The sequence below is a fragment of the Sorangium sp. So ce176 genome (genome assembly GCF_051519835.1).
Taxonomy (GTDB): Bacteria; Myxococcota_A; Polyangia; order Polyangiales; family Polyangiaceae; genus Sorangium; species Sorangium cellulosum_G.
Map to the genome: position 1 here is coordinate 4540480 of NZ_CP150371.1, position 21930 is coordinate 4562409.

Below are 21930 nucleotides of genomic sequence, written 5' to 3' on the forward strand. Positions count from 1 at the left end.
GTGCCGAGGTTTCAAGGCGCGAGATGTCCTCATTCGCCCTGGTTCAACGACGTATCGATGCGTCGAAGGGACAGCGTTCACTCCACATCTGGCCGGGGGATGCCAAGGGAGGTGACTGCCACGACTTCGTACCCGAGCCAGCCGGATCGAGGTATAGGGATACTCGCCTATGCCTCGACGCGAGTCACACGCCCACGCTGGTGGACTGAACAATTCGGGCGAGGGGCGAATCCGGTGTTGACCGCAAACTACAGGGCTTGTCCCGGGCCGGCCAGCGCGCCGCTGACCAGCCCGGCCAGAGCGCCTGACCCGATCACGGGCCCGCGATGAAGCTGTCCTGGTAGGCCGGGTCCTCGACAGCGAGCGCGGCCGGGGTGGCCGTGAGCGGGCGGATCGTGTCGAGCATGACAGCGAGCTCGCTCGTCTCGCGGCTGCCGAGGCTCGCCTCGTACGCGCCGGGGTGCGGCCCGTGCGGGACGCCGGCCGGGTGGTGCGAGACGCTGCCGGGGCCGACGCCGCGGCGTGATGTGAAGTTGCCGCGGCAGTAGAACAGCAGCTCGTCGCAGTCGACGGACGCGTGGGGGTAGGGGCAGGGGATCGCCTCCGGGTGGAAGTCGACGGGGCGCGGCACGAAGCTGCAGATGAGGGCGCCGCGCGCGGCGAACGTGCCGTGCCAGTCCGGCGGCAGGTGCACGAGCCCGACGCGCGCCTGGAAGCTCAGGATCGGGAACGCGAACGGGTACACGGTCCCGTCCCAGCCGACGACGTCGAGCGGCGAGCGCTCGCAGGCGAAGCCGTGGAAGGCGCGGCCGCGCTTCACGACCAGCGCGCGGATGCCCTCGTCGAGCGGGCCGACGAACGTGGGCCGCCGGAAGTCGCGGTGCGAGTACGGCGCGTCCATCCGGAGCTGGCCTACCTCGTTGCGCCATTTCCGCGGGAGGTGGACGTCCGCGGCCTCGATCGAGAGCCAGCGCTGGGGCGCCGCGTCGGGGATGAAGCGGTGGAAGAGCCCCTTGGGGATGACGACGTAGTCGTCCTGCTCGAAGCGGAGATCGCCGAGCATGGTGCGCAGGACGCCGCCGCCCTGAAAGATGAAGAGCAGCTCGTCGGCGTCCGCGTTCGCGAAGTACACCGGATCGGCGGCGTCGGGCTGGGCGACCCCGATCACCACGTCGTCGTTGAAGAGCAGCGGCACGCGGCAGTCGACAGCGGGCCCGCCGCGCCGCGGCAGGTCCTGCGACCGGTAGTGCCGCTTCGCGAGCGGGCGCTCTGGCGCGGCGACAGGCAGCGCGAAGCCGTGCGCGGCCGGCGCGAGCCGGTGCTCGTGCGGCCGGCGCTCGTGGTAGGCGATCGTGTAGGGGCCGTCGAAGCCCTCGCGCGTCAGGCACTCCTCGTAGCGGAGGTCCCCCGCCTCGCCCCGCAGGGCGATGTGGTGCTTGCGGGGGACGGTCCCCGCGACGACGCGGTCGAGCATCAGCCGTGGCCCTCGGCCCTCTGCTGCCGCTCGATGCTCTCGAACAGCGCCCGGAAGTTGCCGGCGCCGAAGCCGCGGTCGCCCTTGCGCTGGATGAGCTCGAAGAAGAACGGCCCGGCGTCGGGATCGCGGTGCGTGCCGGCCGACTCCTTGAGGAAGATCTGGAGCAGGTACGACCGCGCGCCGTCGCCGTCGACGAGCACCTCGAGCTCCCGCAGCGTCGCGACGTCCTCGTCGATCTGCTCGATGCCGAGCTGCCGCACGCGCTCGGGCAGCATGTCGTAGTAGGCGGGCGGGGTCGGCATGAACTCCACGCCCCGCGCGCGCATGCCGCGCACGGCCGTGAGGATGTCGTCGGCGGCGAGCGCCACGTGCTGCACCCCGTCGCCGCGGTGCTCCTCGTTGAAGACGTTGATCTGCGAGCTCTTGAAGTGCGGCCTGTACGGCTCGTTGTTGGCGAACTTCACGCCCGAGCCCGGGTCCCACATCACGGCGGAGCGCAGGCCCGAGCCGTGGTCGGCGTCCCTGGCGACGTCGTTCGTGTGGAACGCGATCTTCCAGAACGGCTCGAGCCCGAGCACGTGCTCCATCCAGAGCAGGGCGGGCGCCATGGTCTGGAAGTTCGAGGTGATGTGATCGAACCGGGCGATCCCGAAGCGGTTCTGGCCGCCGCGGGGCGCGCCGTGGGCCACGCAGCCGGGGAACAGCGCAGGGTAGCCGCGCCGCTCGACGAAGCGGAAGGTGGTGTCCCCGAACGGCGTGGTGATCGAGAACGAGGCGAAGGTGCCGCCGCCCTCGTCCGTCACCCGGTGGATCTCGTCGATCGGCGTGCCCCCGCGGCCGTCGAGCAGCCGGAAGGCGCGGTCGATGTCCTCGACCTCGAAGACGATCGTGCCCACCCCGTCGGGGTGCTTGCGCAGGTAGCGCCACGCCCGCCCGCCCTCGCCCGTCGGCTGCGAGCAGACGATGGCGCACTCGCCGGCCTGGAAGACGACCGACCGCTGCGCCGCGGCCGCGTTGAGCTCGGGCGAGCTCGCGGCGACCTCCTGGAAGTCGAGCTTCTCCGTGTAGAACCTGCGGCTCCGCTCCAGGTCGCGCACGTAGTAGTGCAGCGCCTCCACCCGCTTGATGCCTATCGACTCCACCTTGGTCATTCCAGTCCTCCGTCGTGAGGGGTCCGGCCGTGGCGCACGGGCCGCTTCGCGGGGGCGCTCATCCGGCCACCACCCGCTGCGCGATGCGACCGAAGAGGCTCTCGCCCGAGCCGCTCAGCATCTCGATCATGATCGTGTCTCCCGGTCTCATGAAGGGAGTCCTCGCCGCCCCGTGCTCGAGGATCTCGAGCGTGCGCTTCTCGGCCAGGCACGACACGCCGCGCGCCGGATCCCGGTTCGACACGGTGCCGCTGCCGAGGATCGTGCCGGCCGTGAAGCTGCGGGTCCTCGCGATGTGCGCGATGAGGTCGAAGAACGAGAAATGCATCTCCGGGCCGGCCTCGGGATCGCCGATGAGCGCGCCGTTGTAGGTCGAGCGGAGCCGCAGGTGGACGCGCCCGTCGCGGAGCGCGTCGCCGAGCTCGTCCGGCGTGATCGCGAACGGCGAGAACGCCGTGGCCGGCTTCGAGCAGAAGAACCCGAAGCCCTTCGCGAGCTCCGCGGGAACGAGGTTGCGCAGCGTCACGTCGTTGGCCAGCAGGAACAGGCGGACGTGCCGGTGGGCCTCGTCGCGGCGCGTGCCCTGCGGGGTGTCGCCGAGGACGGCGCAGACCTCGGCCTCGAAGTCGAGGCCCCAGGCCTCGTCGCGCAGGACGATGTCGTCGGTCGGCCCGAGCAGGACGCCGGAGCCGCCCTGGTACACCAGCGGATCGGTCGTGAGCGTCTCGGGCGGCTCGGCGCCGCGCGCCCTGCGCACGAGCATGATGTGGTGGAGGTACGCCGACCCGTCGATCCACTCGTACGCGCGGGGCAGGGGCGCGGCGAGCTCCTCCACGACGAGCGGGGCCACGGCCGCGCCGCCGCGCTCGATGTCGTCGGCGATGCGGCGGAGCGCCGGCTCGGCGCGCTCCCAGTCGTCGAGCGCGGCCTGGAGCGTGGGGAACGCGCTGCCGGCCGGCGCGCAGGCGAGGCCGTCGCGGCGGACGACGACGAGCGTGCCGTCGCGGCCGGGGCCGCGGAGAGAGGCGAGCTTCATGCGGGTGCGAGCTCCTCGTGGCGCCCCCGCACGACCAGCGCGTCGCGGGCGGGTCGTGGACGGGGAGCCCTCATCGCGCCGGGGATCACTTCTGCACCTGGACGCCGAGGAACAGGGCATTCCCCTTCGCCCCCGACAGATCGCTTCGTTGATAGCCGAGCGCCACCCGCGCCGCGTGGCCTTCGATGATGTAGCCCATCTGGGCATCGATGAGCAGATAGGGATCGGCGCTCTTCGGCTTCGCTTGCTGGAGCCGGACCAGGGGCTGCAGCTTCCCGACGCCGACGTTGTCCGGCGTGAGGTAGCTCGCGAGCGCAAAATAGGAATAGTCAAACCGCTCGAAATCGCCAAAGTACTTGTAAAACGCGCCTTCGAGCGTGATCGTGCCCGCCGTGCCGAGGTTCTTCTCGAACAGGAGGTCGGCGTTGACCTCTCCATAGGTGTCCTTGCGCGGGACGCCCGGCGGCGCGCCGTCCGCAGGGGGCGGCAGCGATTCGACGGAACCTTCCCTCTGCACTTCACCGGCCACGCCGAGCGCGAGGATGTTCTTCTCTCCGAGGTACGTGGACCTCTGGTAATAGGCTGGCTCTGGGTCGAGCAAGCTCACGTTGATCCTCGCCGTGTAGAGCGGGCTCACCGAAGAGTCATGCAGGTTGAAAGCACCCACGTAGTATTTGAACAGGCCGCCCGCTACCTTGCCCCAGGCGGTCACCCCATCGTTGCGCCCGAGGGGCCCCTGTCTTGGACCGATCGGCGGCGCATAGGGTTCGAAGAACCCCGGATAGTTCCACGGCCCCATCGACCACGGCCCGGAGAAGGCGGAGCGATCCGAAGGCACGATCATCCGACCGATCCAGACGTTCAGCACGTCGTGCACCCTGAACTTGGCGATGGCGTCACGGAGGGTCGCGCTGCCCGCGATGTTGCCCCCGGTCGGGGTCGGGCCGAACTGAGCGACGATCGCGCCCTGCACCCCGATGAAGCGGTTGATCTCGCCCGAGAACGACAGATCCAGCTCTCCGTCCCCGAGCAGCCTGTCCATCTTCTCGCGCGCGGCGGGGTTCTGGAGGCGACCTCCGACGCGCGCCCAGGCCGCGACGCTGATCGGCTTCTTCCATGGCTCCTCCTCGGCCGGCGGCGCCGGCGAAGCCGGGCCGGGCCCGGCAACGCCTTGCGGCGCCGGCGCGCCGGCGCGGGCTTCCGCAGACGGCGCTCGCGCCGCGCCCGCGTCCGCAGGGGGGCTCGCGGGCTCGGCCGCGGGAGCCGCGATCGGCGGGTCTTCGCCCGTGGGCTCCGGCGGTGCTTCGGGCTGCGCTTGTGCCAGCGCCGCGCCATCGAAGGATGTGATGCCGAGGATGACGACCAAGAACCCTGCGCCAACATCGCCTAGACGTCTCGACGCCATCGTCCGTTTGCTCATGCGTTCTCCGTGGTGTGCTCGTCCATCGAACAGCCGCGCGCACCTCGCGGGCGAGCGGCGGGCCGCCGTTCTCCGTGCCCCATTCGAGCCAGGCCAGCATCAGGCCAGCCGATGTCTCGAGGGGCTCACCCTCGCGGGCGTCCCTAGCCGATCTCGTAAACCGTGAGCCGCACCCGGTTGGCCAGCCGCTCGCCCACGGCCAGGGCCAGCACGGCGTTCAGCCGCAGGAGCCCTGGCGCCGAGGTGCGCATGCGGATCGCGGTGCGGAAATAGTAGAGCCCGGGGTCCACGACCTCGCCGCGCCCGAGCGCCGCCAGCACGTCCGGCGGCCCGGCGCGCACTCCTTCCGAGAGGATCTCCACCGTCCCCTGGCCGGCGATGTCGAGGATGTAATGGGCCGAGATGTCCATCCGCCCGTCGGCCCAGATCGTCTGCCAGTCGCCGCCCGGCAGCACCCGCCCCTCGAGGCCGCCGGCGACCGTGCCGCCGACGATGGGGATGAAGCGACGGCCGGGCGAGCTCGGATCGACGGTGACCGGCGGGGCCACCGCCACCTCGAGCGTCATCAGGGGGATGAGGGGCGGGCTCACGCGAGCGGCTCCGAGGAGCGCTTCAGGCCGGTCAGCACCTTGTAGCGGGCGGCGATGGCCTCCAGCTCGCCGGGGGCGAAGACGTCCTCGATATGGTCGAAGCCGTCGGGCGCGCGGTCCTGGGCGATTTGCATGCACTGCTCCGGCCCGTTGCCGCGGTTGGCCGCGACGATGGCGGCGGTGGCCGGCAGGCGCTCGGCCTCGTAGGCGGCCAGCGCCTCCACCGGGTCGGCATGCGCGGCGAGCGCGCGGACCAGGGCGCGGGCGTCCAGGATGGCCTGGCTCGCGCCGTTGGAGCCGATCGGGTACATCGGGTGGGCGGCGTCGCCGAGCAGCGTCATGCGCCCATGGCTCCAGCGCGGCAGCGGATCGCGGTCGACCAGCGGGAACTCGTAGATGGCGTCAGCGCCCCGGATCAGGCCGGGCACATCCAGCCAGTCGAACCGCCAGGCCTCGAACCTGGGCAGGAAGTCGGCGGGGTCGCCCCGCCGATTCCAGTCCTCCCGTCGCAGGCTCTCGGCGACGGCGAGCTCGGCGATCCAGTTGATCCTCTGCCGGCCGTCCGGCCCCGGCGGGGAAATGGGATAAGCGACGAACTTCTGATCCTGATGCCCGGCCATGATCATGCTGGCGCCGGTGAGGAAGGGCGCCGCCAGCGTGGTCGCCCGCCACAGGATGCGGCCGCCATAGACCGGCGGCCCCTCGTCCGGATAGAGGCCGGCGCGCGCCGCCGAATGGATGCCGTCGGCGCAGATCAGGAGGTCGGCATCCACCGTCCTGGTCGCGCCCTCGCGGTCGAGGAAGCGCGCCACGATGCGGCCTTCGCCCTCCTCGTGGCCCGAGAGGCGCCGGTCGCAGATCACCCGGCCTTCGCCCAGCCGTTCGATGGCGGCGTCGAACAACACGCCCTGCAGGGCGCCGCGGTGCAGGGAGATCTGCGGCGCGGAGTGACCCGCGAAGCGGCCGCGCGGCTCGCCCCAGATGCGCTGGCCGAAGCGGTTGAAATAGACAAGCTCGCGGGTCGCCACCCCCTGCGCCAGGAGGGCCGCGACCAGGCCCAGCTCGTCCAGCACCTCCCCGGCGTGGGGCAGGAGGTTGATGCCGACCCCGAGCGGCAGGATGGTGGGCGCGGCCTCGAACACCGTCACCTCATGGCCCGAGGCGTGCAGCGCCAGAGCCGCGGCCAGGCCGCCGATCCCGGCGCCCACGACGATCACTTGCATGATATTCTCCCGCAGACATGCGGCTTGACGCCGCCCCTTGTTGAAGCCGCCGCCATGCCTCAGTCACCGGCATGGTGGCCGCGGATGGTCATCACCGCGGCCGCCACCCCGGCCGACAGCACCACAGGCACCATGGCCATGGCCACGCCGGCGGGGCCCCAGCCCTGGCCCAGCAGGTGGCCCGCTATCAGCGGCCCGCCGATGGAACCCAGCCGTCCGGCGGCGATGGAGGCGCCGACGGCCAGCCCGCGCGACCGCGCCGGGTAATAGAGCGGGATGACGCCGTAGAGCGAGTATTGCGCGCCCAGCAGGAAGAAGCCGGCCAGGCCGGCCAGCACCAGCACGGGCAGCAGGCTGTCGGCCCCCGCCAGCCCGAACAGCGACAGCGCCAGGGCGGGATAGGCCGCGATGATGGGCAGACGCGGCCCCAGCCGATCCACCAGCATGCCGATGACCCAGCAGCCGATGACGCTGCCGACATTGAAGGCGAAGGCGGCGCCGGCGCCCCCCACCCCGCCCAGGCCCTTGGCCGCCACCAGCGACGGCAGCCAGTTCAGCAGCAGATACAGCACCAGCAGCGTCAAGCCGAAGGTGAACCAGGCCAGCACCGTGATCAGCAGCCGGCCCTGGCCGAAGAGCGCCTCCACGGCGCCCGGCCGCTGGGCGCCGCCGGCCGCCGGCGCGCGGCTGTCGGGCATCAGCCGCGCCATGACCGGCAGCAGCAAGAGCGGCAGCACGCCGCCGGCCAGGAAGATGCTGTGCCATCCGAACCGCGCCAGGAAGCCGGCCGCGAACAGCGCTGCCAGCGCGCCGCCGGCCGGCATGCCGCTGAACATCAAGGTGGTGGTGCGGGTCCGCCGGTCGGGCGGGGCGATCTCCAGGGCGACGGCCACCAGCGTGGGCATCGCCGCCCCCAGGCCGGCCCCAGCCAGGAGCCGGTAGAGACCCAGCGACACCGGTCCTCCCGCCACCACGGTGGCCAGCGTGAACAGGCCGAAGACGCCGACAGCCATCATCAGCAGCGGCTTGCGGCCCATGCGGTCGGCCAGCCAGCCGCCGGCGAGCGCGCCGCAGACCAGCCCCGCCATGCCGGCCCCGAACACGACGCCCGCCTGCCCGGGCGTCAGCCCGAGCGCGGGGATCAGCAGGGGGGCGGCGACGCCGATGGCCTGGATGTCGAACCCTTCCAGCAGGGCGATCAAGAAGCACAGCGACAGCGTGACGGCGCCGCGCGGCGCGTGAGGGGGCGATGCGCCCATGGGAGATCTCCCGTTTCCGTCCCGTTGCCCGGGATCGTTGGAGCTGGCCGCAGGCTGAACCACGCTGGTTCAAGCGAGACCCGCTTCAGAACTGTGAGAAGAAATTCCAGATCGACTCACCGGAATTGTTCTGCGGGGCGTGGCCCCCGCTGAACTCACACCAGACGACGGGATAGCCCGCGTCGCAACCTTCGTAGCTGACGCAGGGGGTCGGCGAGACCGGCTTTGTCTGCTGATCGCAGTGGTTTCGTTCGAGGAAGACATCGCGAGCGGACCGACCGTTCTCGACCGGAACGATGTCGTCGGCGTCGCCGTGGGCGCCCCACATGGCCACGGGGCTGTCGCCGTCCTCGCAGCCGCTGTAGAGCGCGCCGGACATGGAGCCGATGGCGCGGAAGACATCGCCCATCGCGCAGCCGATCGCGTAGGACATCATGCCGCCGTAGCTGAATCCGGTCGAAAAGACCCTGCTCTGGTCGATGCAGAGCTCGGCGTTGAGGCGGTCGAGCATGGCGCGGAGGAACGCGATGTCGCGGCCGCCCCTGTTCTCCCAGCCCTGGTCGATGCCCTCGGGCGAGACGAAGATCGCCGAGCCGTCGGCGCGGCCCTGGAGGCCGTAATAGCCGCCGCCGAACCCGGTCGCGACCTGGTCGGCCGAGCCCCCGCGGGGATGCCACGCGAAGATCAGCCGGTAAGCATGGCTCGCATCATAGTCGTCCGGCACGGCGAGGATGTACTCGCGCGTCGCGCCCCCGACATCGATGCTGAAACGGCCGCTCCTCGGCGCCGTCGCGCTGCCGCAGCCCGCGCTCTGCGTCTCTCCTCCAGAGCCGCTCGAGCCGGAGCCGGCGGCGCCCGTGCCCGCTTCTCCCGAGGCCGTGCTCCCGCCGCTGCCGCCGACGCCGCCGCCCCCCGACGAGCCCGTCGTCACCGACGGGCCCCCCGTCGTCGACGAGCCCGCCGTCGCCGACGAGCCCCCCGTGGCACCGGAGCCGCTGGTGCCGGGCCCTCCGGCGCTGCTGCTGCCGGACGATGCCTCGGCCGTCCCATCCTCCTGGCTGGAGCAGGCCAGCGCCGCGAGCGCCGCGAACGCCGCGAGCACGACGACCCCTGGTGCGGTCGTGCCGAAATTGCGAAGCGTTTCCATTCGTCATCGCCTCTCTGTTCGAAGATCGCCGCCCTTGCTCGCATCACCCGATGCAGGTGACCGCAAACACTTCGTAACCCAGGTCCTCTGGATCGAGGCATAGGCATACTCGCCTATGCCTCGACGCGAGACGTCACGCCCCCATCGGCGGACTGGACGATTCGCGTGAGAGCCGAATCATTCGAGGCGCGCGACCTCGGCTCCCCGTGACCGCGCCGCGTGCGATATCGGGGCGATGGCTTCCTTTCTCATCAAAAAAATACCATCCAGCGCGATCGCTCCGGCCTTCGGGAGAAACGTGATCAACGCGTGATTGATCCCGGGAGCTCCGATCCACGGGAGGATCGGAACAGCGCCAGGCGGGGTCGTGTTGCGACCCCTCCGCCGACGCTGCTCCTGCCATCACCTCGGCCGGCAGCGCAGGGAGCAACCGCAGCGGCAGCAGCAGCGCAGGCGGCGATACTGCGGCTACATCCGCTCTTCAAACGATCCCTCCGAACCACCGGCACCACGGCGTACAGCGGGATCCATGAAGCTCGGATTGCTCACGCTGACATGGGTGGCGACGGCGTGACACCCAGCGACGCACTGACCTTCCCGAGAAAGCAACTTGAAAATGCGACGATCGACGTGTCTTTCAATGACGTGGATTGGTGCCACATTCCTCCTCATGTTCGTCGCCTGCGGCGAAGGTGAAGGCAACAAAGGAGGCGAGCCCGAGCCCAGCGGAGGCAGCGCCACCGCTGCATCCGCTGCATCCGGAGGAGCCTCGAGCGTGAGCGCCGCCGCTGGCGCGAACACGGCCGGCATGGGCACCAGCGTGGGCTCGGGTGGCTCCGGTGCCGGCGGCGCTGCGGGTACGGGCGGGTCCGTTCCCCACGAGGGCCGCTGCGGAGGCGGCGTCGAGAACGGCCGCAGGATGGAATGCCTCGATCGCGGCGTGGTCGCCGCTCCCAGCGGGGACAGCGCTTTCGTGAGCTGGCGCTTGTTCGGCACCGACCCACCCGACATCTCCTTCAACCTCTATCGTCAGAACGGCGACGAAGCGCCGGCTCTCGTCTGCTCCACGGGACCGAACGCCGGAACTTGGTGTCTCGACGCGAACGACACTGCCGGCGCATCTTATTTCGTGCGGCCGGTGGTCGGAGGCGCGGAGGGAGCCCCGAGCGGCGCGGCGACGCTGCTCGCGCAAGACTACCTGCGTATCCCGCTCCGCGCGGCCGGCGACGGCGCGTTCGTGCACCTCGCGTGGGTGGGCGACCTCGACGGAGACGGCGAATACGATCTCGTGGTCGATCGCATCAGCACCGCTGCGCCTCTCGTGGACGCCTACTCGCGTCGCGGTGAGTTCCTCTGACGCCTGAATACGGGCCCCCTCGGGGCGGACCAGAACAACATCGAAGGCGGCGCGACCACCATCAGCAACGGTCACTGGGACGGGCTGACCGTCTTCGACTTCGACAGCGACGGCCGAGCAGAAGTGGCGATCAAGACCGCCAACGGCTTCGTCTTCGGAAATGGTACGACCCTCGACCACGGCAACGACCAGGACCAGTTCGTCTCTATCGTGTCCGGCACGACCGGGGCCGAGGTCGCGCGCGCTCCGCTGCCCGACGACTTCGAGCGCGACGGTCCGCTCCAGTGCCACTTCGGGGTGGGTTACTTCGACGGCGTGCGGCCCAGCGTCGTGACCAAGTGCAAGAATCGAATCGGCAGGGGCGGGTTCAACCTGGTCGTCGCCGTGTACGATTTCGACGGCAGCCGGTTGACCCAGCGCTGGAAGTACGTTCGCGACGGGAGCGGCGGTGCGGACTACCACCAGATGCGCATCCTCGACGTGGACGGCGACGGCAAGGACGAGATCGCGGACGGCGGCTACGTGATCGATGACAACGGGAAGGTCCTGTACAACCTGGCCCCCCAGGGCGTTGTGCACGGAGATCGCTTCCACATCACCGACCTCGATCCGGCGCGACCCGGCCTTGAAGGATGGGGCATCCAGCAGGACAACCCGAATGGCCTCGAGACCTACTACTACGACGCGCGGACGGGGAAGCTCTTGCGCGAGTATCGGAATCCGAACGGCGCAGGCGCCGACATGGGCCGGGGCACCGCGGCCGACCTCTTCCCGGAACACCCCGGTTACGAGTACTGGAGCTTCAACGGGATGTACGCCGCGAGCACGGGTGACCTGGTGATCGCGGAGAGGGACTCGAACGTGCCTTGGCCGAACTTCCTCATGCAGTGGGACGGAGATCTGGGGGGTGAGCTCCTCGACAACAACCGTGTCGGCGACTGGAATCTCACCGCGCGGGACAGAAATTCCTATAGCTGGCGACGGACGTTCGACGGGCTCGTCCAGGCCCGCGGCGCCATTCCGTTCTACGGCGACGTGTTCGGCGATTGGCGTGAAGAAGCGCTGCTCGAGAGCAGGGATCACGCGGAGCTTCGCATCTACACGACGACGTACGAGACAGACGTCCGGCTCTACACGTTGGTGCACAACCCCGGGTATCGGAACTGCCTAACGGTCCACGGCTACCGGCAATCGAACCTCGTCGACTACTTCCTGGGCTACGGCATGGGCGCGCCGCCCCCGCCATCCATCCGCCTGGTCAACCCACAATGAACCAGGTCGCACGCCGCTGCCGTCCAGCTCCGCTCTGGATCCCGATGGCCCTCGCGATCGTCGCGCTCGTCCGTCCGACGTCGGCTCACGATCCATTCGAGATCACGACCGTCGGGCAGGTGCGTTCGGAGAGCATGGACCTGCTCGTGACGATGACCGGCGCCAGTGCGGTGGCGCTGGTCGCGAAGGACGGGAACGTGCGGGGTTCTTTTCGGCCCGAGCAGCTCGCCGAGCTCGAGGAACGATTGAGAAGCGCGGCCCTGGAGCTCTACGAAGTGACCTCGCGGGGCGAGGAGCTCGTTCCACGGACTGCCGAGGTCGGGCTCTCGGAAGAGAACGAAGTCGAGTTCCGCCTCAGCTACTCCCGCCCGCAGCCGGGGCCGCTTCGGGTCCGCGCCACCCACCTGGGCTGGCTCGCCGAAGGCTACGCGAACGCGGTGACCTTCACGAGCGAGGCGCCTCGGCTCGTGCTCGGCCTGAAGGTCCTCAGCGCCTCGGACCCCGTGCTCGACGCGGTGCTGCCGGAGCGCTCGGCCGAGGCGCCCTCCGCCCCGGCCACCTCGGCGCCGGCGGCGCCGCGCCTTGCGATCATCCAGAGCTTTCTTCAACTGGGTGTGGAGCACATCCTCGCTGGTCACGACCACCTGCTCTTTCTCGGGGGGCTGCTCATCGGCTGCCGGAAGCTGCGCTCGACGCTGCACCTCGTGAGCTGCTTCACGGTGGCGCACTCGCTGACGCTGGCCCTCACCGTCCTCGATGTCATCGTGCTCCCGTCGCGCATCGTCGAACCGCTGATCGCGGCTTCCATCGTCGTGGTCGGGCTCCAGAATTCGCTGTCCGGCGGCGAGCCGAAGCAGCGCCTGCTGCTCACTCTCTGCTTCGGGCTCATCCATGGGCTCGGCTTCGCCGGTGCGCTCCGGGAGACCGGCCTGGGGGGATGGGACGGAGCGTCGATCGTGACGCCTCTTCTGTCGTTCAACATCGGGATCGAGCTCGGCCAGGTCGTGCTCGCAGCCGTCGCCTTGCCCGCTCTGCTGAAGCTCCAGCGCCTGTCCCACTGGCCCATCGGCGCGCGCGTCGCGTCACTCTTCATCGCCGTCGCGGGCGCGTGCTGGCTCTTCGAGCGTACCGTGCAAGCCTGAGCTCGCGCAGATGGCTCTGGCGGCGACGATTGGCACGGACGATGGACATGCGACCGTTCACATCGTGACCGAGGGGCATCATGGCGCTCGCCTGCGACATCACCGCGGTCGGCACCTTGCCGTGGAGCGACGGTCGGGGGGACGACATGGAGATGGCGCGGCCAGGCAGGAGCTCGATGGCTCATCGGGTGACCTGACCGGCCGAGTCCGCCGCATCCACCCCCGGCGCAGAAATACTTTGATGAGCGATCTTCACGGCCTCTCGAGAAATGTCGCGCGAATCGTGATTGATCTCGGACGCTCGCGTCCTCCTTAGGGCAAGACGCGACGCACGGCGGTCGCATCGCGTCCTTTCTTCAACACGGGCTTCCAGCCGCGGTACGTCCGGTCGGCTGGGACACCGAACACCGGTACGCCACGGGAGGTCCGCATGGCCAGTGGACGCCTTTCACGTCGACGATTCCTCGCTTCTGCAGGGGTGACCATAACCCTTCCTCTCTTGCCTTCCTTGATGCACACGCCGAACGCCGCGGCCGCGCCGTGCGCGCCCGTGAGGCGATTTCTCGCGTACATGTTCCCGAACGGGCACCACATGCCCGAGCACAAGCCCGAGGGCGCGGGCGCGGGCAACCAATGGAAGTTGCCGCCGATGCTCGCCTCCATGGAAGACCTGAAATCAGAGCTCGTCTTCGTCAGCGGCCTCGAGAACCAGCACAGGCGCAAGGAGTTCGGTGACCACGCCATCGGCTGCGGCGCGCTGCTCACCGCGCGCAAGCCGACGAAGAACAAGCCGTTCACGAACAGCTCGGTCGATCAGATCATCGCCGACGCGCAGCAGGGCTGTGCCCGGATCCCCTCGCTCCAGCTGGGCACCCACGACGCGGGCCCGAGCGACCAGTTCGGCACCTACTACACCCGGAGCATCTCCTGGCGCGGGCCCGTCGTGAAGAACGACGACGGATCCATGTCGTTCCCTGCCGGCGAGGCCACGCCGCTGGGCAAGGAGATCGACGCCCAGCGCGCCTTCGACCGGCTGTTCGCCGGCAGCGATCCCGGGGCCAGCGCGGCCCAGGCGGAGATGCGCCGCGCGCTCAGGAAGAGCGTGCTGGACGCCGTGGTCCCGCATGGCGGGTGGCTGCAGACGCGGCTCAACCCGGCCGATCGCGCGAAGGTCGACCAGCTGTTCACCGGGATCCGGGAGCTCGAGCGCGACATCGCGGCCAGCGGCATGGGCCCGACCTGCTCGCCCCCGCCCGAGCCCACGAACGTCAAGGACTTCCAGCAGAAGCTCGACTTCCTCCACACGCTCATGGCCATCGCGTTCCAGTGCGATCTCACCCGGGTCATCACCTTCATGATGGGAGACGCGCTCAGCAATCGTAATCTCGGATTCATCGACGACGTCGAGCGCCTGGGTGGCGACGCGGGCGATCACTCGGTCTCGCACCACAGCGGCCAGGACGGGCTGGTCAAGAAGTTCCGGGCCATGACGCTGTGGAAGATGGAGCAGATCGCGGCGTTTCTGCGCAAGCTCCGCGATCTCACGGACTTCGACGATCAGCCGCTCCTCAACAACACGCTGGTCTGGATCAGCAGCGAGATCGCCGACGGCAACCTGCACAACCACGACGACAAGCCGATCCTCCTGGCGGGACGGCTGGGAGGGCTCGTGACCACCGATCGTCATGTGAGGTTCCCGACGAGCAGGGACTACTCGAAGGTGAAGACCTACGGCGATTTCTTCATCACGCTGCTCGGTCTGTACGGTGTTCGTGTCAACGAGTTCGGTAACGACGGCAAGGAGGCAATCGTATGGCAAAGCTGAGCTGGTTGCGTCGCGCTCCGTGGGCTTCCGCGCTGCTCATCGCCTCCGCCTGCACCGGCGTGCTCAGATCCTCGTCGGACAGCGGCCCCGGAAGCGACCCCGGAAGCGACCCCGGCGGCGACACCGGGGATCCGGGCGAGCAAACCACGTCGGGCAGGCAGCCGCTCGTCGTGCGGCGGCTCAACCGGCTGGAGTACAATAACACGGTCCGTGACCTCCTCGGCACCGAGCTCCGGCCGGCGGACGAGTTCCCGGCGGACGATCTGGGCGCGGAGTTCTCCACCGTCGGCTCCGCGCTGAGCCTGTCTCCGGCGTACGTGCGGGCTTACGAGGAGGCGGCGTATGCGCTGATCGACGACCTGCTCGAGGCGCCGGAGGACCGCAGGGGCCGCGTGATCTCCTGTGATGTCTTCAAGGAAGGTGAGGCGTGCGCGAGGTCCATCCTGCGCGCGTTCGCCCGGCGCGCGTGGCGCAGGCCGATCCTCGAGGAGCACCTGGAGAGCCTGATGCTCCCGGTCACCACGGCGCGGGAGATCGGGGCCGAACCCGGCGAGGGCCTGAGGCATGCGCTGGCGGCGGTCCTGCTGTCGCCGTTCTTCGTGTTCAAGCTGGAGATCGATCCGGACCTGTCCGCCACGGAGCCCCGGCGCCTCGAGGCGCACGAGCTCGCGACCCGCCTCTCCTATGCCCTGTGGAGCACGATGCCCGACGAGGCGCTCTCCCCGGCCGCCGACAGCGGCGCGCTGAGGAGCGACGCCGAGCTGAAGGCGCAGATCGATCGGATGCTGGCGGACCCGAGGTCCGACAGCCTGCTCGACAGCTTCGCTGCGGAGTGGCTCGACTTCGCGCACCTGGAGTCGCACGAGTTCGACGCGGAGGTGCTCGGTGACGCGAGCGCCGATGTCCTGCGATCCATGAAGCTCGAGGCGCGCAACTTCATCCGCGCGTTCTTGACCTCCGAGCGGCCCGCCACCGAGATGATGTCCGCGCGCTTCACCTTCGTCGACGCCACGCTCGCAGGGCTGTACGGCTTGCCCGATGAAGGCGAGGCCGAGCCGGAGGCGGACGGCATGTGGCGCGTCGACACGTCCTCCGTGCCCAGGTCGGGGCTGCTGACCCTGGGCGCGCTGCTCACGACGACATCGCTGCCCTCGCGGACCTCGCCCGTGAAGCGAGGAGACTTCGTGATCTCCCGGCTCCTGTGCCAGGCCATCCCGCCGCCGCCGCCGGGCGTCGCCACCGAGCCCCCGGATGTGCCTGGCCTGACGCTGCGCGAGCGCATGGAGCTCCATCGGGAAGATCCGGCGTGCAACGCCTGCCACGCGGCCATGGATCCGATCGGGTTCGGCCTCGAGAACTACGATGCCGTCGGCAGGTTCCGCACGCACGACGGCGATCTCGAGATCGACGCCAGCGGGAAATTGCCCGATGGAACCGAGTTCGAGGGCGCGGTGGCGCTGGGCGCCGGCCTGGCCGAGGATCCGAGGCTCTCCCGGTGCATCACACGGAAGTTCACGACCTTCGCGGTCGGGCGCCTGCTCGCCAACCACGACGACCCCTGGGTCGAGCAGGTCACCGCGGAGGCCGAAGCGCGCGGCGGCTCGCTCGGTGAGATCATCAAGACCGTGCTCCTGAGCGAGGCGTTCCGCAGCCGTACACCGGCGCGGCCCTGACGGCGCCGTCCGGGCGCCACGCGTTCATCCGTTTTCAGGCGATTGCGAGTTGGTGGAAGTCTCCCGCCATGGTCCGGCGCGGCGGCGAGAGAGGAGTCCTTACCTTGAACACGACACGTCGGCTGCGATCAAATCTCAACATCCTGTCCGCACGCGCCGCCCTCGCTCGCCCAGGCGATGCGAACGTCCCTCCTGACCGTGGGCCTCGCGGCGCTCGTGGGCCTCGGCTGCAGCCGCCTGCCGAAGCTGATCGGCGTGTTCATCAACCCCGGCCCGGGCGATGGGCCGGGGAGCGCGCGCGGCCTGGAGTACGATACCGTCTCCGACGCCTACGTGAACTTCATCGAGACCGAGGTCTTGCCCGGGATCGAGGCCGACCATGGCGTGACGTTCACGGACGATCCCGAGGGGAGAGCCAGCTTCGGCTGCAGCTCCGGGGGCGCGGCGGCCTTCACGATGGGCTGGTTCCGGCCGGACCTCTACCGCCGTATCCTCACCTACTCGGGGACGTTCGTGAACCAGCACCCCGACGACGAGTACCCCCACGGCGCGTGGGAGTACCACGAGAACCTCATCCGCACGTCGAAGCGCAAGCCGCTGCGCGTGTTCCTGCAGGTGGGCGAGCACGAACTCGGCGCGTCGAGGCCCGCCACCGACCTCCACAACTGGGTCTCGGCCAATCGGAACATGGCGCGAGAGCTCGCGGCCAAGGACTATCACTACCGGTTCGTCTTCGCGCGCGACGCCCGCCACTGCGACTCCGGCGTCATCGCGCAGACGCTCCCCGAGACGCTGCTCTGGCTGTGGCGCGGCTACCCGCGCTGAACGCCGGCTTGCCCGAACAGGGCGAGACACTGATCGTCGAGGACGCCGCCGACGAGATCGAGCGGCGCGCCGGAGTGCTCGTTCATCCATTGCGCCGGGACGGCCAGCTCGCGCTGCGCGCCACCGGTCGCCTTCGTGACCTCGGCCATCGTGCAGCCGAAGACGATGCGGCTGATCCGGGCGAGCCACGCCGCGGTGAAGCACATCGGGCACGGCTCCACGGTCGTGTACAGCGTGTACCCCTGCAGATCCGGCCCGACGGCCGCGCAGGCGCGGCGGACGGCGCCCACCTCGGCGTGCCACGTGAAGTCGCGCTGGGCGTTCACCTCGTCGGTCGCCTCGGCCACGACCGCGCCGTCCGGGGCCACGACGAGGGCGCCGAACGGCGGCTCGCCCGCCCGCTGCGCGCCGCGCGCGACCTCCAGAGCCCGCGCCATCAGCTCCTCGTCGCGGCTCATCGGACGAGCCTCGCGTCGAGCAGCGACTCCGGCGCCGGCGCCTTCTTGACGAGCTTGGACTGGACCGCGAAGTCGACGACCGACTTCATCGAGGCCACCGCGGGGCCGGCCTTCTCCGCGGCGCCGAAGAGCCGCTTGTTGTCGGCGAGATCGTAGATCTTGTCGCCGGCCAGCATGCCCTTCACGTCCTCGGGCGAGGCGCTCAGGTACTTGCCGATGATGGGGTACGCCTTGTCGGGCTCGCTGCGCAGCGTCTGGACCCCGCGATCGACGGCGCCGAGGAACTTCTTGTAGGCGTCGCCCCCCGCGTCGAGCTTCGCCTTGTGCACGACCACCGAGTTCGTGATCGTGTCGGGCATGCTGGCGCTCGAGAAGATCACGTGGCCGCCGGTCTTTGTCGCCTTGGTGATCCACGGCTCCCACGTGACCGCGGCGTCGACCTTGCCCGCGACGAACGCCGCCCCGGCGTCGTCGGCGCTCATGCTCGTGATCTTCACGTCGCCGGGGCTGATCCCGCTCTTCTCGAGGCCGAACAGGAAGAGCATGTGATTGACCTCGCCGAGCGTGAGGGCGACCGTCTTGCCCTTGAGATCGGCCATCGACGCGATGCTGTCCTTGGCCACCACGGCGTCCGCGCCGTTCGAGCTGTCGACAAGCGCGATCGCCACGACGTCCGTCTCGCTGTTGCCGTTCAGCACGGCCAGGTTCTGCAGGGTGGTGAGCCCGACGTCGAGCTGGCTCGACGCCAGCGCCGCGAGCGTGTCCCCGGGGTTCGAGAACGGCTTGAGCCCGACGTCGAGCCCGGCCTGCTTGAAGTACCCGAGATCGTTCGCGAGGAAGACGCCCGAGTAGCCGATCCACAGGTCGTGGCCGACGGTGAGCTTCAGCGGCTCGGCGGGGGGCGCCGCGGCCCCGGGGCGCTCGCCCGGGGCGGGTGCGGCGGCGGACGCCTCGTCCGGCGCGGCGTCCTTGTTCGAGCAGCCCACGGACAGCGCGAGGCACGCGAGCGCTGCCCCGAGCTCTTGCATGACGGTTCTTCGATTCATGATCCCCCTTCCAGTGGCGTGTTGGTGAGCCCGAAGAGCAAGCGGTCGCGCTGCGCCCCGGCGCGCGCGCGCCCGCGCAGGAGCGCCAGGATCTCCCGCTTCTGGTGCAGGAACGCCTCGTCGAGCTTGAGCTCCGACGAGCGCGCCTGGCGCGCGAACGTGACGTCGAGGCTGGCCAGGACCCGGCCCGGCCGCTCGGAGAAGACAGCGACGCGATCGGAGAGGAGCAGGGCCTCGTCCACGTCGTGCGTGACGAGCAGCGTCGTGATGCGGTGATGCTGGATGAGGTGGAGCAAGAGCTCCTGCATGTCCTCGCGGGTCTGCGCGTCGAGCGCGCCGAACGGCTCATCCATCAGCAGCACCTCGGGCTGCCCCACGAGCGCCCGCGCCAGCGCGGCGCGCTGCTGCATGCCGCCGCTCAGCTCCGCGGGGAGGCTGTCGCGGAAGTCCCAGAGCCCGACGAGGCGGAGGAGGCCGTCGACCCGGGCCGCCGCCTGCCGATCGCGCTCGACCGCGCGGGCGCGCGCGAGGGTCAGCGGAAACCGGACGTTCTCGCGCACGCTCAGCCAGGGGAACAGCGTCTGCTGCTGGAACAGGAGGCCGATCTCGGCGCCGGGGCCGAGGACGCGCTCGCCGTCGAGATCGACCGTCCCCGTCGTCGCCGGCTCGAGCCCGGCCACGATGTGGAGCAGCGTGGACTTGCCGCACCCGGAGGGGCCCACGAGGCTGACGAACTCGCCCTCTCGGACATCCATGTCGAGCGGGCAGAGGGCGACCGTCTCGCCGCGGCGACCGGGGTACGACTTCGCGACGCCGCGCAGCGACAGCTTCATGTCTCGCGCCCCCGCGCCCAGGGGAAGAGCCGGCGAGAGGCCGCGCGGAACATCCAGTCGAGCCCGAGGCCGAGCAGCCCCAGCACCAGAAGATAGGCGTAGATGCTCGGCGTCTGGAGGAAGCGGTAGAAGCGCAGGATGCGAAAGCCGAGCCCCTCGGTGGCGGCCACGAGCTCCGCGACGACGACGTAGCTCCACGCCCAGCCGTTGCAGATGCGCAGCGCGCCCCAGACGCCGGGGAGGGCGGCCGGGGCCAGGACGCGCCAGACGATCTCGCGCCGCGTCGCCCCGAGGCTCTGGCTGATCTGGACGAGCGGCGTCGGGACCCGCCGCACCTCGTCCGCTGTCATGATCAGGAGCTGAAAGAAGGTGCCCAGGAACACGAGAAGCACCTTCGCTCCCTCGCCGATGCCGGCCGCGATCATGACCAGCGGGATCAGCGCCGGCACCGGGACATAGCGGAGGAACTCGGTCGGCGGCTCGAGCAGCGCGGCGACCCCGCGGAACGCGCCCGCGAGCACGCCGAGCGGGACCGCGAGGACGGCGGCGGCCGCGAACCCCGCCGTGACGCGCAGGAAGCTGTGCTGGACGTCGGTCCACAGCTCCCTCGACGCGAGCGCCTCGGCCGTGGCGCCCCCGATGCTCGAGAGCGTCGGGACGATCGCGGCGTCCGACCCGCTGCGGGCCGGGAGCCACGCGTACGCCGCCACCATCGAGAGGAGGCTCGCCGCGCCGAGCGCGAGGCGGGCGCGGCCCGGAATGGCGCGGCCGAGCGCGAGCCAGCGCGGCGGCGCCCGCCCGCACTGGCGCGACGGCGCGAGCGGCTTCGTGTCGACAAGCATCCTCGTGAAGGCCTCCGAGCCTCCCATCGTGACGTTCTCTCGAGACAGACCGAGTCGGGACAGAGGAGATCTGGTCCCGACGTGGGTTCATGTCGGCGCCCGGGAAGCAGGCGGGCCAGGTACCTTCATCAGGATTGGCCTGAATAGATGTCATCAGTCCGGCGCCACACCGTCAAGCGCGATCTGGAGCGCTGGAGCGCGCGCATCGAGGTGGGCGGGTTGCCCTCATCGCAGCATCGTTCGCGCTGCGTCCGGGAGGATGGGTGCGTGTGCGAGGAGAGGGGCTGAGCGCCACGGCCTCTCGGGGGTCGCGTGTCGTTCACGGGAGCGACATGGGGAGGGCGCGGGCCCTGGCCTTTCGCCGCGACATCGCGTAACGCACGCCGGCCCGGAGGTCTCTCAGGAGGACGAGCTCCTCCAGCGCCTCGCCGGTGCTCGCCAGGGACGCCGCGGTGGCCGCGGACATGCCGACGAGGACGCACTGCGCGCCGAGCAGGACCGCGGCCTGCACAGCGCGCAGCAGGTGGCGCGCGACGTGGCTGTCGATGACGGGTACGCCGGTGAGGTCGATGATCACGAACTCGGCGTCGTGGCGCTCCACGCCTTGCAGGAGCGCCTCCATGAGCTGGCTGCTCCGCGTCCCGTCGAGGTGGCCCACGAGCGGCAGGACGAGGATGCCGTGCTCGATCGGCAGCACCGGCGTCGCGAGCGCGGCGACCGTCTCGAGGAGGCGCGCCTGGCTGGCGAGCAGCTCGGACTCGGTGCGCCGCAAGGCCTCTTCGGTCCGCTTTCGCGCGGTCACGTCGACCACGACGCCCACCATCCCGATCACGCGCCCGCGCGCGTCACGGAAGGGGACGATGTTCTCCAGGGTCCACCCGTCGCTGCCGTCCTCGAGCTTCCACTGGAGCTCCACGTTCAGCCGGGGGATCCCGTCGGCCATGATGGCCTCGTCGTTGTCGTGGTAGCTGCGCGCGACCTCGGGGATGAAGATGTCCTCATCGCGCCTCCCGACGATCTTGTCGGCCGAGAGGCGGTAATGCGCCGTGTAGGCCTTGTTGACGGCGAGGTACCGGTGAGCTCGATCCTTGAAGAAGACCATCGCCGGGATCGCGTCGAGCAGCGCGGCGTGCCCGGCGGCCTCCACCGAGAAGAACCTGGCGAGCAGCCCCTCTTCCTGCTCGGCAGGGCGGGCGTCGCGCCGCGTCGCGCCCGCTCGCCGCGCCTCGGCCAGCTCCTGCTCCAGCTCCGCAACACGCTCGCGAAGCGCCACGACCTGCTCACTGAGCGGCATCTCGTTATCTGGATCGGGCTGCATTCAGGGTACCAGGTGTCAGCTTGATCGCAGTATCCG

Annotated in this window: 19 protein-coding genes; 6 read left to right on the plus strand and 13 right to left on the minus strand. The window is 70.0% G+C overall.

Annotated elements, in window-relative coordinates:
- Positions 1-313: 313 nt before the first annotated feature.
- The 8 genes from WMF42_RS16815 to WMF42_RS16850 all read right to left on the minus strand — a co-directional run bounded on the left by WMF42_RS16815 (position 314) and on the right by WMF42_RS16850 (position 9303).
- Positions 314-1474: a homogentisate 1,2-dioxygenase gene (locus WMF42_RS16815; RefSeq protein WP_437693085.1), complete on the minus strand. Its 1161-nt coding sequence runs from the start codon at positions 1472-1474 to the stop codon at positions 314-316.
- A complete protein-coding gene (locus tag WMF42_RS16820) occupies positions 1474-2628 on the minus strand; it encodes a 4-hydroxyphenylpyruvate dioxygenase family protein (RefSeq protein ID WP_437686346.1) in 1155 nt (384 codons plus the stop codon). Before WMF42_RS16820 ends, WMF42_RS16815 begins: the two co-directional genes overlap by 1 nt.
- A gap of 58 nt (positions 2629-2686) precedes the next feature.
- Entirely contained in the window at positions 2687-3664 is a 978-nt protein-coding gene (locus WMF42_RS16825; RefSeq protein ID WP_437693087.1) for a fumarylacetoacetate hydrolase family protein, read from the minus strand.
- Positions 3665-3749: 85 nt separating this feature from the next.
- Positions 3750-5030 (minus strand): hypothetical protein, encoded by a 1281-nt coding sequence (locus WMF42_RS16830; protein ID WP_437693089.1) that lies wholly within the window; start codon positions 5028-5030, stop codon positions 3750-3752.
- 197 nt (positions 5031-5227) lie between these two features.
- Positions 5228-5674: a DUF3237 domain-containing protein gene (locus WMF42_RS16835; RefSeq protein WP_081426303.1), complete on the minus strand. Its 447-nt coding sequence runs from the start codon at positions 5672-5674 to the stop codon at positions 5228-5230.
- On the minus strand, positions 5671-6897 hold the full coding sequence (locus WMF42_RS16840; RefSeq protein WP_437693091.1) for a flavin-dependent oxidoreductase: 1227 nt from the start codon (positions 6895-6897) through the stop codon (positions 5671-5673). Before WMF42_RS16840 ends, WMF42_RS16835 begins: the two co-directional genes overlap by 4 nt.
- Before the next feature lie 59 nt (positions 6898-6956).
- The gene (locus WMF42_RS16845; RefSeq protein ID WP_061606692.1) at positions 6957-8156 is read right to left on the minus strand and encodes an MFS transporter; all 1200 of its coding nucleotides are present in this window, start codon (positions 8154-8156) and stop codon (positions 6957-6959) included.
- A gap of 85 nt (positions 8157-8241) precedes the next feature.
- Complete coding sequence (locus tag WMF42_RS16850) at positions 8242-9303, minus strand: alpha/beta hydrolase family esterase (protein ID WP_437693093.1); 1062 nt, start codon at positions 9301-9303, stop codon at positions 8242-8244.
- A 775-nt stretch (positions 9304-10078) separates the two neighbouring features.
- On the opposite strand from WMF42_RS16850, the gene WMF42_RS16855 reads away from it, so the two are divergent.
- The 6 genes from WMF42_RS16855 to WMF42_RS16880 all read left to right on the plus strand — a co-directional run bounded on the left by WMF42_RS16855 (position 10079) and on the right by WMF42_RS16880 (position 17397).
- Positions 10079-10660, plus strand: a complete 582-nt coding sequence (locus WMF42_RS16855; protein WP_437693095.1) for a hypothetical protein — start codon at positions 10079-10081, stop codon at positions 10658-10660.
- 39 nt (positions 10661-10699) lie between these two features.
- On the plus strand, positions 10700-11932 hold the full coding sequence (locus tag WMF42_RS16860) for a hypothetical protein (protein WP_338111418.1): 1233 nt from the start codon (positions 10700-10702) through the stop codon (positions 11930-11932).
- Positions 11933-11976: 44 nt separating this feature from the next.
- Positions 11977-13074 carry a HupE/UreJ family protein gene (locus WMF42_RS16865; protein ID WP_061606696.1) on the plus strand — a complete coding sequence of 366 codons (1098 nt, stop codon included), beginning with the start codon at positions 11977-11979 and terminating at the stop codon, positions 13072-13074.
- Between the two features lie 550 nt (positions 13075-13624).
- Positions 13625-14899 (plus strand): DUF1552 domain-containing protein, encoded by a 1275-nt coding sequence (locus tag WMF42_RS16870; RefSeq protein ID WP_437693097.1) that lies wholly within the window; start codon positions 13625-13627, stop codon positions 14897-14899.
- The gene (locus WMF42_RS16875; RefSeq protein WP_061606698.1) at positions 14887-16572 is read left to right on the plus strand and encodes a DUF1592 domain-containing protein; all 1686 of its coding nucleotides are present in this window, start codon (positions 14887-14889) and stop codon (positions 16570-16572) included. Before WMF42_RS16870 ends, WMF42_RS16875 begins: the two co-directional genes overlap by 13 nt.
- 177 nt (positions 16573-16749) lie before the next feature.
- The gene (locus WMF42_RS16880; protein ID WP_437693099.1) at positions 16750-17397 is read left to right on the plus strand and encodes an alpha/beta hydrolase; all 648 of its coding nucleotides are present in this window, start codon (positions 16750-16752) and stop codon (positions 17395-17397) included.
- Here the strand turns inward: WMF42_RS16880 and WMF42_RS16885 are convergent.
- The 5 genes from WMF42_RS16885 to WMF42_RS16905 all read right to left on the minus strand — a co-directional run bounded on the left by WMF42_RS16885 (position 17385) and on the right by WMF42_RS16905 (position 21870).
- Positions 17385-17855 (minus strand): nucleoside deaminase, encoded by a 471-nt coding sequence (locus tag WMF42_RS16885; RefSeq protein ID WP_061606700.1) that lies wholly within the window; start codon positions 17853-17855, stop codon positions 17385-17387. The genes WMF42_RS16880 and WMF42_RS16885 overlap by 13 nt on opposite strands.
- On the minus strand, positions 17852-18901 hold the full coding sequence (locus WMF42_RS16890; protein WP_061606701.1) for an ABC transporter substrate-binding protein: 1050 nt from the start codon (positions 18899-18901) through the stop codon (positions 17852-17854). Before WMF42_RS16890 ends, WMF42_RS16885 begins: the two co-directional genes overlap by 4 nt.
- On the minus strand, positions 18898-19734 hold the full coding sequence (locus WMF42_RS16895) for an ABC transporter ATP-binding protein (RefSeq protein WP_061606702.1): 837 nt from the start codon (positions 19732-19734) through the stop codon (positions 18898-18900). The genes WMF42_RS16890 and WMF42_RS16895 overlap by 4 nt, the downstream gene beginning before the upstream one ends.
- Positions 19731-20603: an ABC transporter permease gene (locus WMF42_RS16900; protein WP_061606703.1), complete on the minus strand. Its 873-nt coding sequence runs from the start codon at positions 20601-20603 to the stop codon at positions 19731-19733. The genes WMF42_RS16895 and WMF42_RS16900 overlap by 4 nt, the downstream gene beginning before the upstream one ends.
- A gap of 292 nt (positions 20604-20895) precedes the next feature.
- Positions 20896-21870 carry a PAS domain-containing protein gene (locus WMF42_RS16905; protein WP_437693102.1) on the minus strand — a complete coding sequence of 325 codons (975 nt, stop codon included), beginning with the start codon at positions 21868-21870 and terminating at the stop codon, positions 20896-20898.
- Between the last annotated feature and the right edge of the window lie 60 nt (positions 21871-21930).

Bases quoted from the DNA above. Each gene is read 5' to 3' on its own strand.
- WMF42_RS16815 (WP_437693085.1), bottom strand. From the start codon at position 1,474: ATGCTCGACCGCGTCGTCGCGGGGACCGTCCCCCGCAAGCACCACATC.
- WMF42_RS16820 (WP_437686346.1), bottom strand. From the start codon at position 2,628: ATGACCAAGGTGGAGTCGATAGGCATCAAGCGGGTGGAGGCGCTGCAC.
- WMF42_RS16825 (WP_437693087.1), bottom strand. From the start codon at position 3,664: ATGAAGCTCGCCTCTCTCCGCGGCCCCGGCCGCGACGGCACGCTCGTC.
- WMF42_RS16840 (WP_437693091.1), bottom strand. From the start codon at position 6,897: ATGCAAGTGATCGTCGTGGGCGCCGGGATCGGCGGCCTGGCCGCGGCT.
- WMF42_RS16845 (WP_061606692.1), bottom strand. From the start codon at position 8,156: ATGGGCGCATCGCCCCCTCACGCGCCGCGCGGCGCCGTCACGCTGTCG.
- WMF42_RS16850 (WP_437693093.1), bottom strand. From the start codon at position 9,303: ATGGAAACGCTTCGCAATTTCGGCACGACCGCACCAGGGGTCGTCGTG.
- WMF42_RS16865 (WP_061606696.1), top strand. From the start codon at position 11,977: ATGGCCCTCGCGATCGTCGCGCTCGTCCGTCCGACGTCGGCTCACGAT.
- WMF42_RS16875 (WP_061606698.1), top strand. From the start codon at position 14,887: ATGGCAAAGCTGAGCTGGTTGCGTCGCGCTCCGTGGGCTTCCGCGCTG.
- WMF42_RS16880 (WP_437693099.1), top strand. From the start codon at position 16,750: ATGCGAACGTCCCTCCTGACCGTGGGCCTCGCGGCGCTCGTGGGCCTC.
- WMF42_RS16885 (WP_061606700.1), bottom strand. From the start codon at position 17,855: ATGAGCCGCGACGAGGAGCTGATGGCGCGGGCTCTGGAGGTCGCGCGC.
- WMF42_RS16890 (WP_061606701.1), bottom strand. From the start codon at position 18,901: ATGAATCGAAGAACCGTCATGCAAGAGCTCGGGGCAGCGCTCGCGTGC.
- WMF42_RS16895 (WP_061606702.1), bottom strand. From the start codon at position 19,734: ATGAAGCTGTCGCTGCGCGGCGTCGCGAAGTCGTACCCCGGTCGCCGC.
- WMF42_RS16900 (WP_061606703.1), bottom strand. From the start codon at position 20,603: ATGGGAGGCTCGGAGGCCTTCACGAGGATGCTTGTCGACACGAAGCCG.
- WMF42_RS16905 (WP_437693102.1), bottom strand. From the start codon at position 21,870: ATGCCGCTCAGTGAGCAGGTCGTGGCGCTTCGCGAGCGTGTTGCGGAG.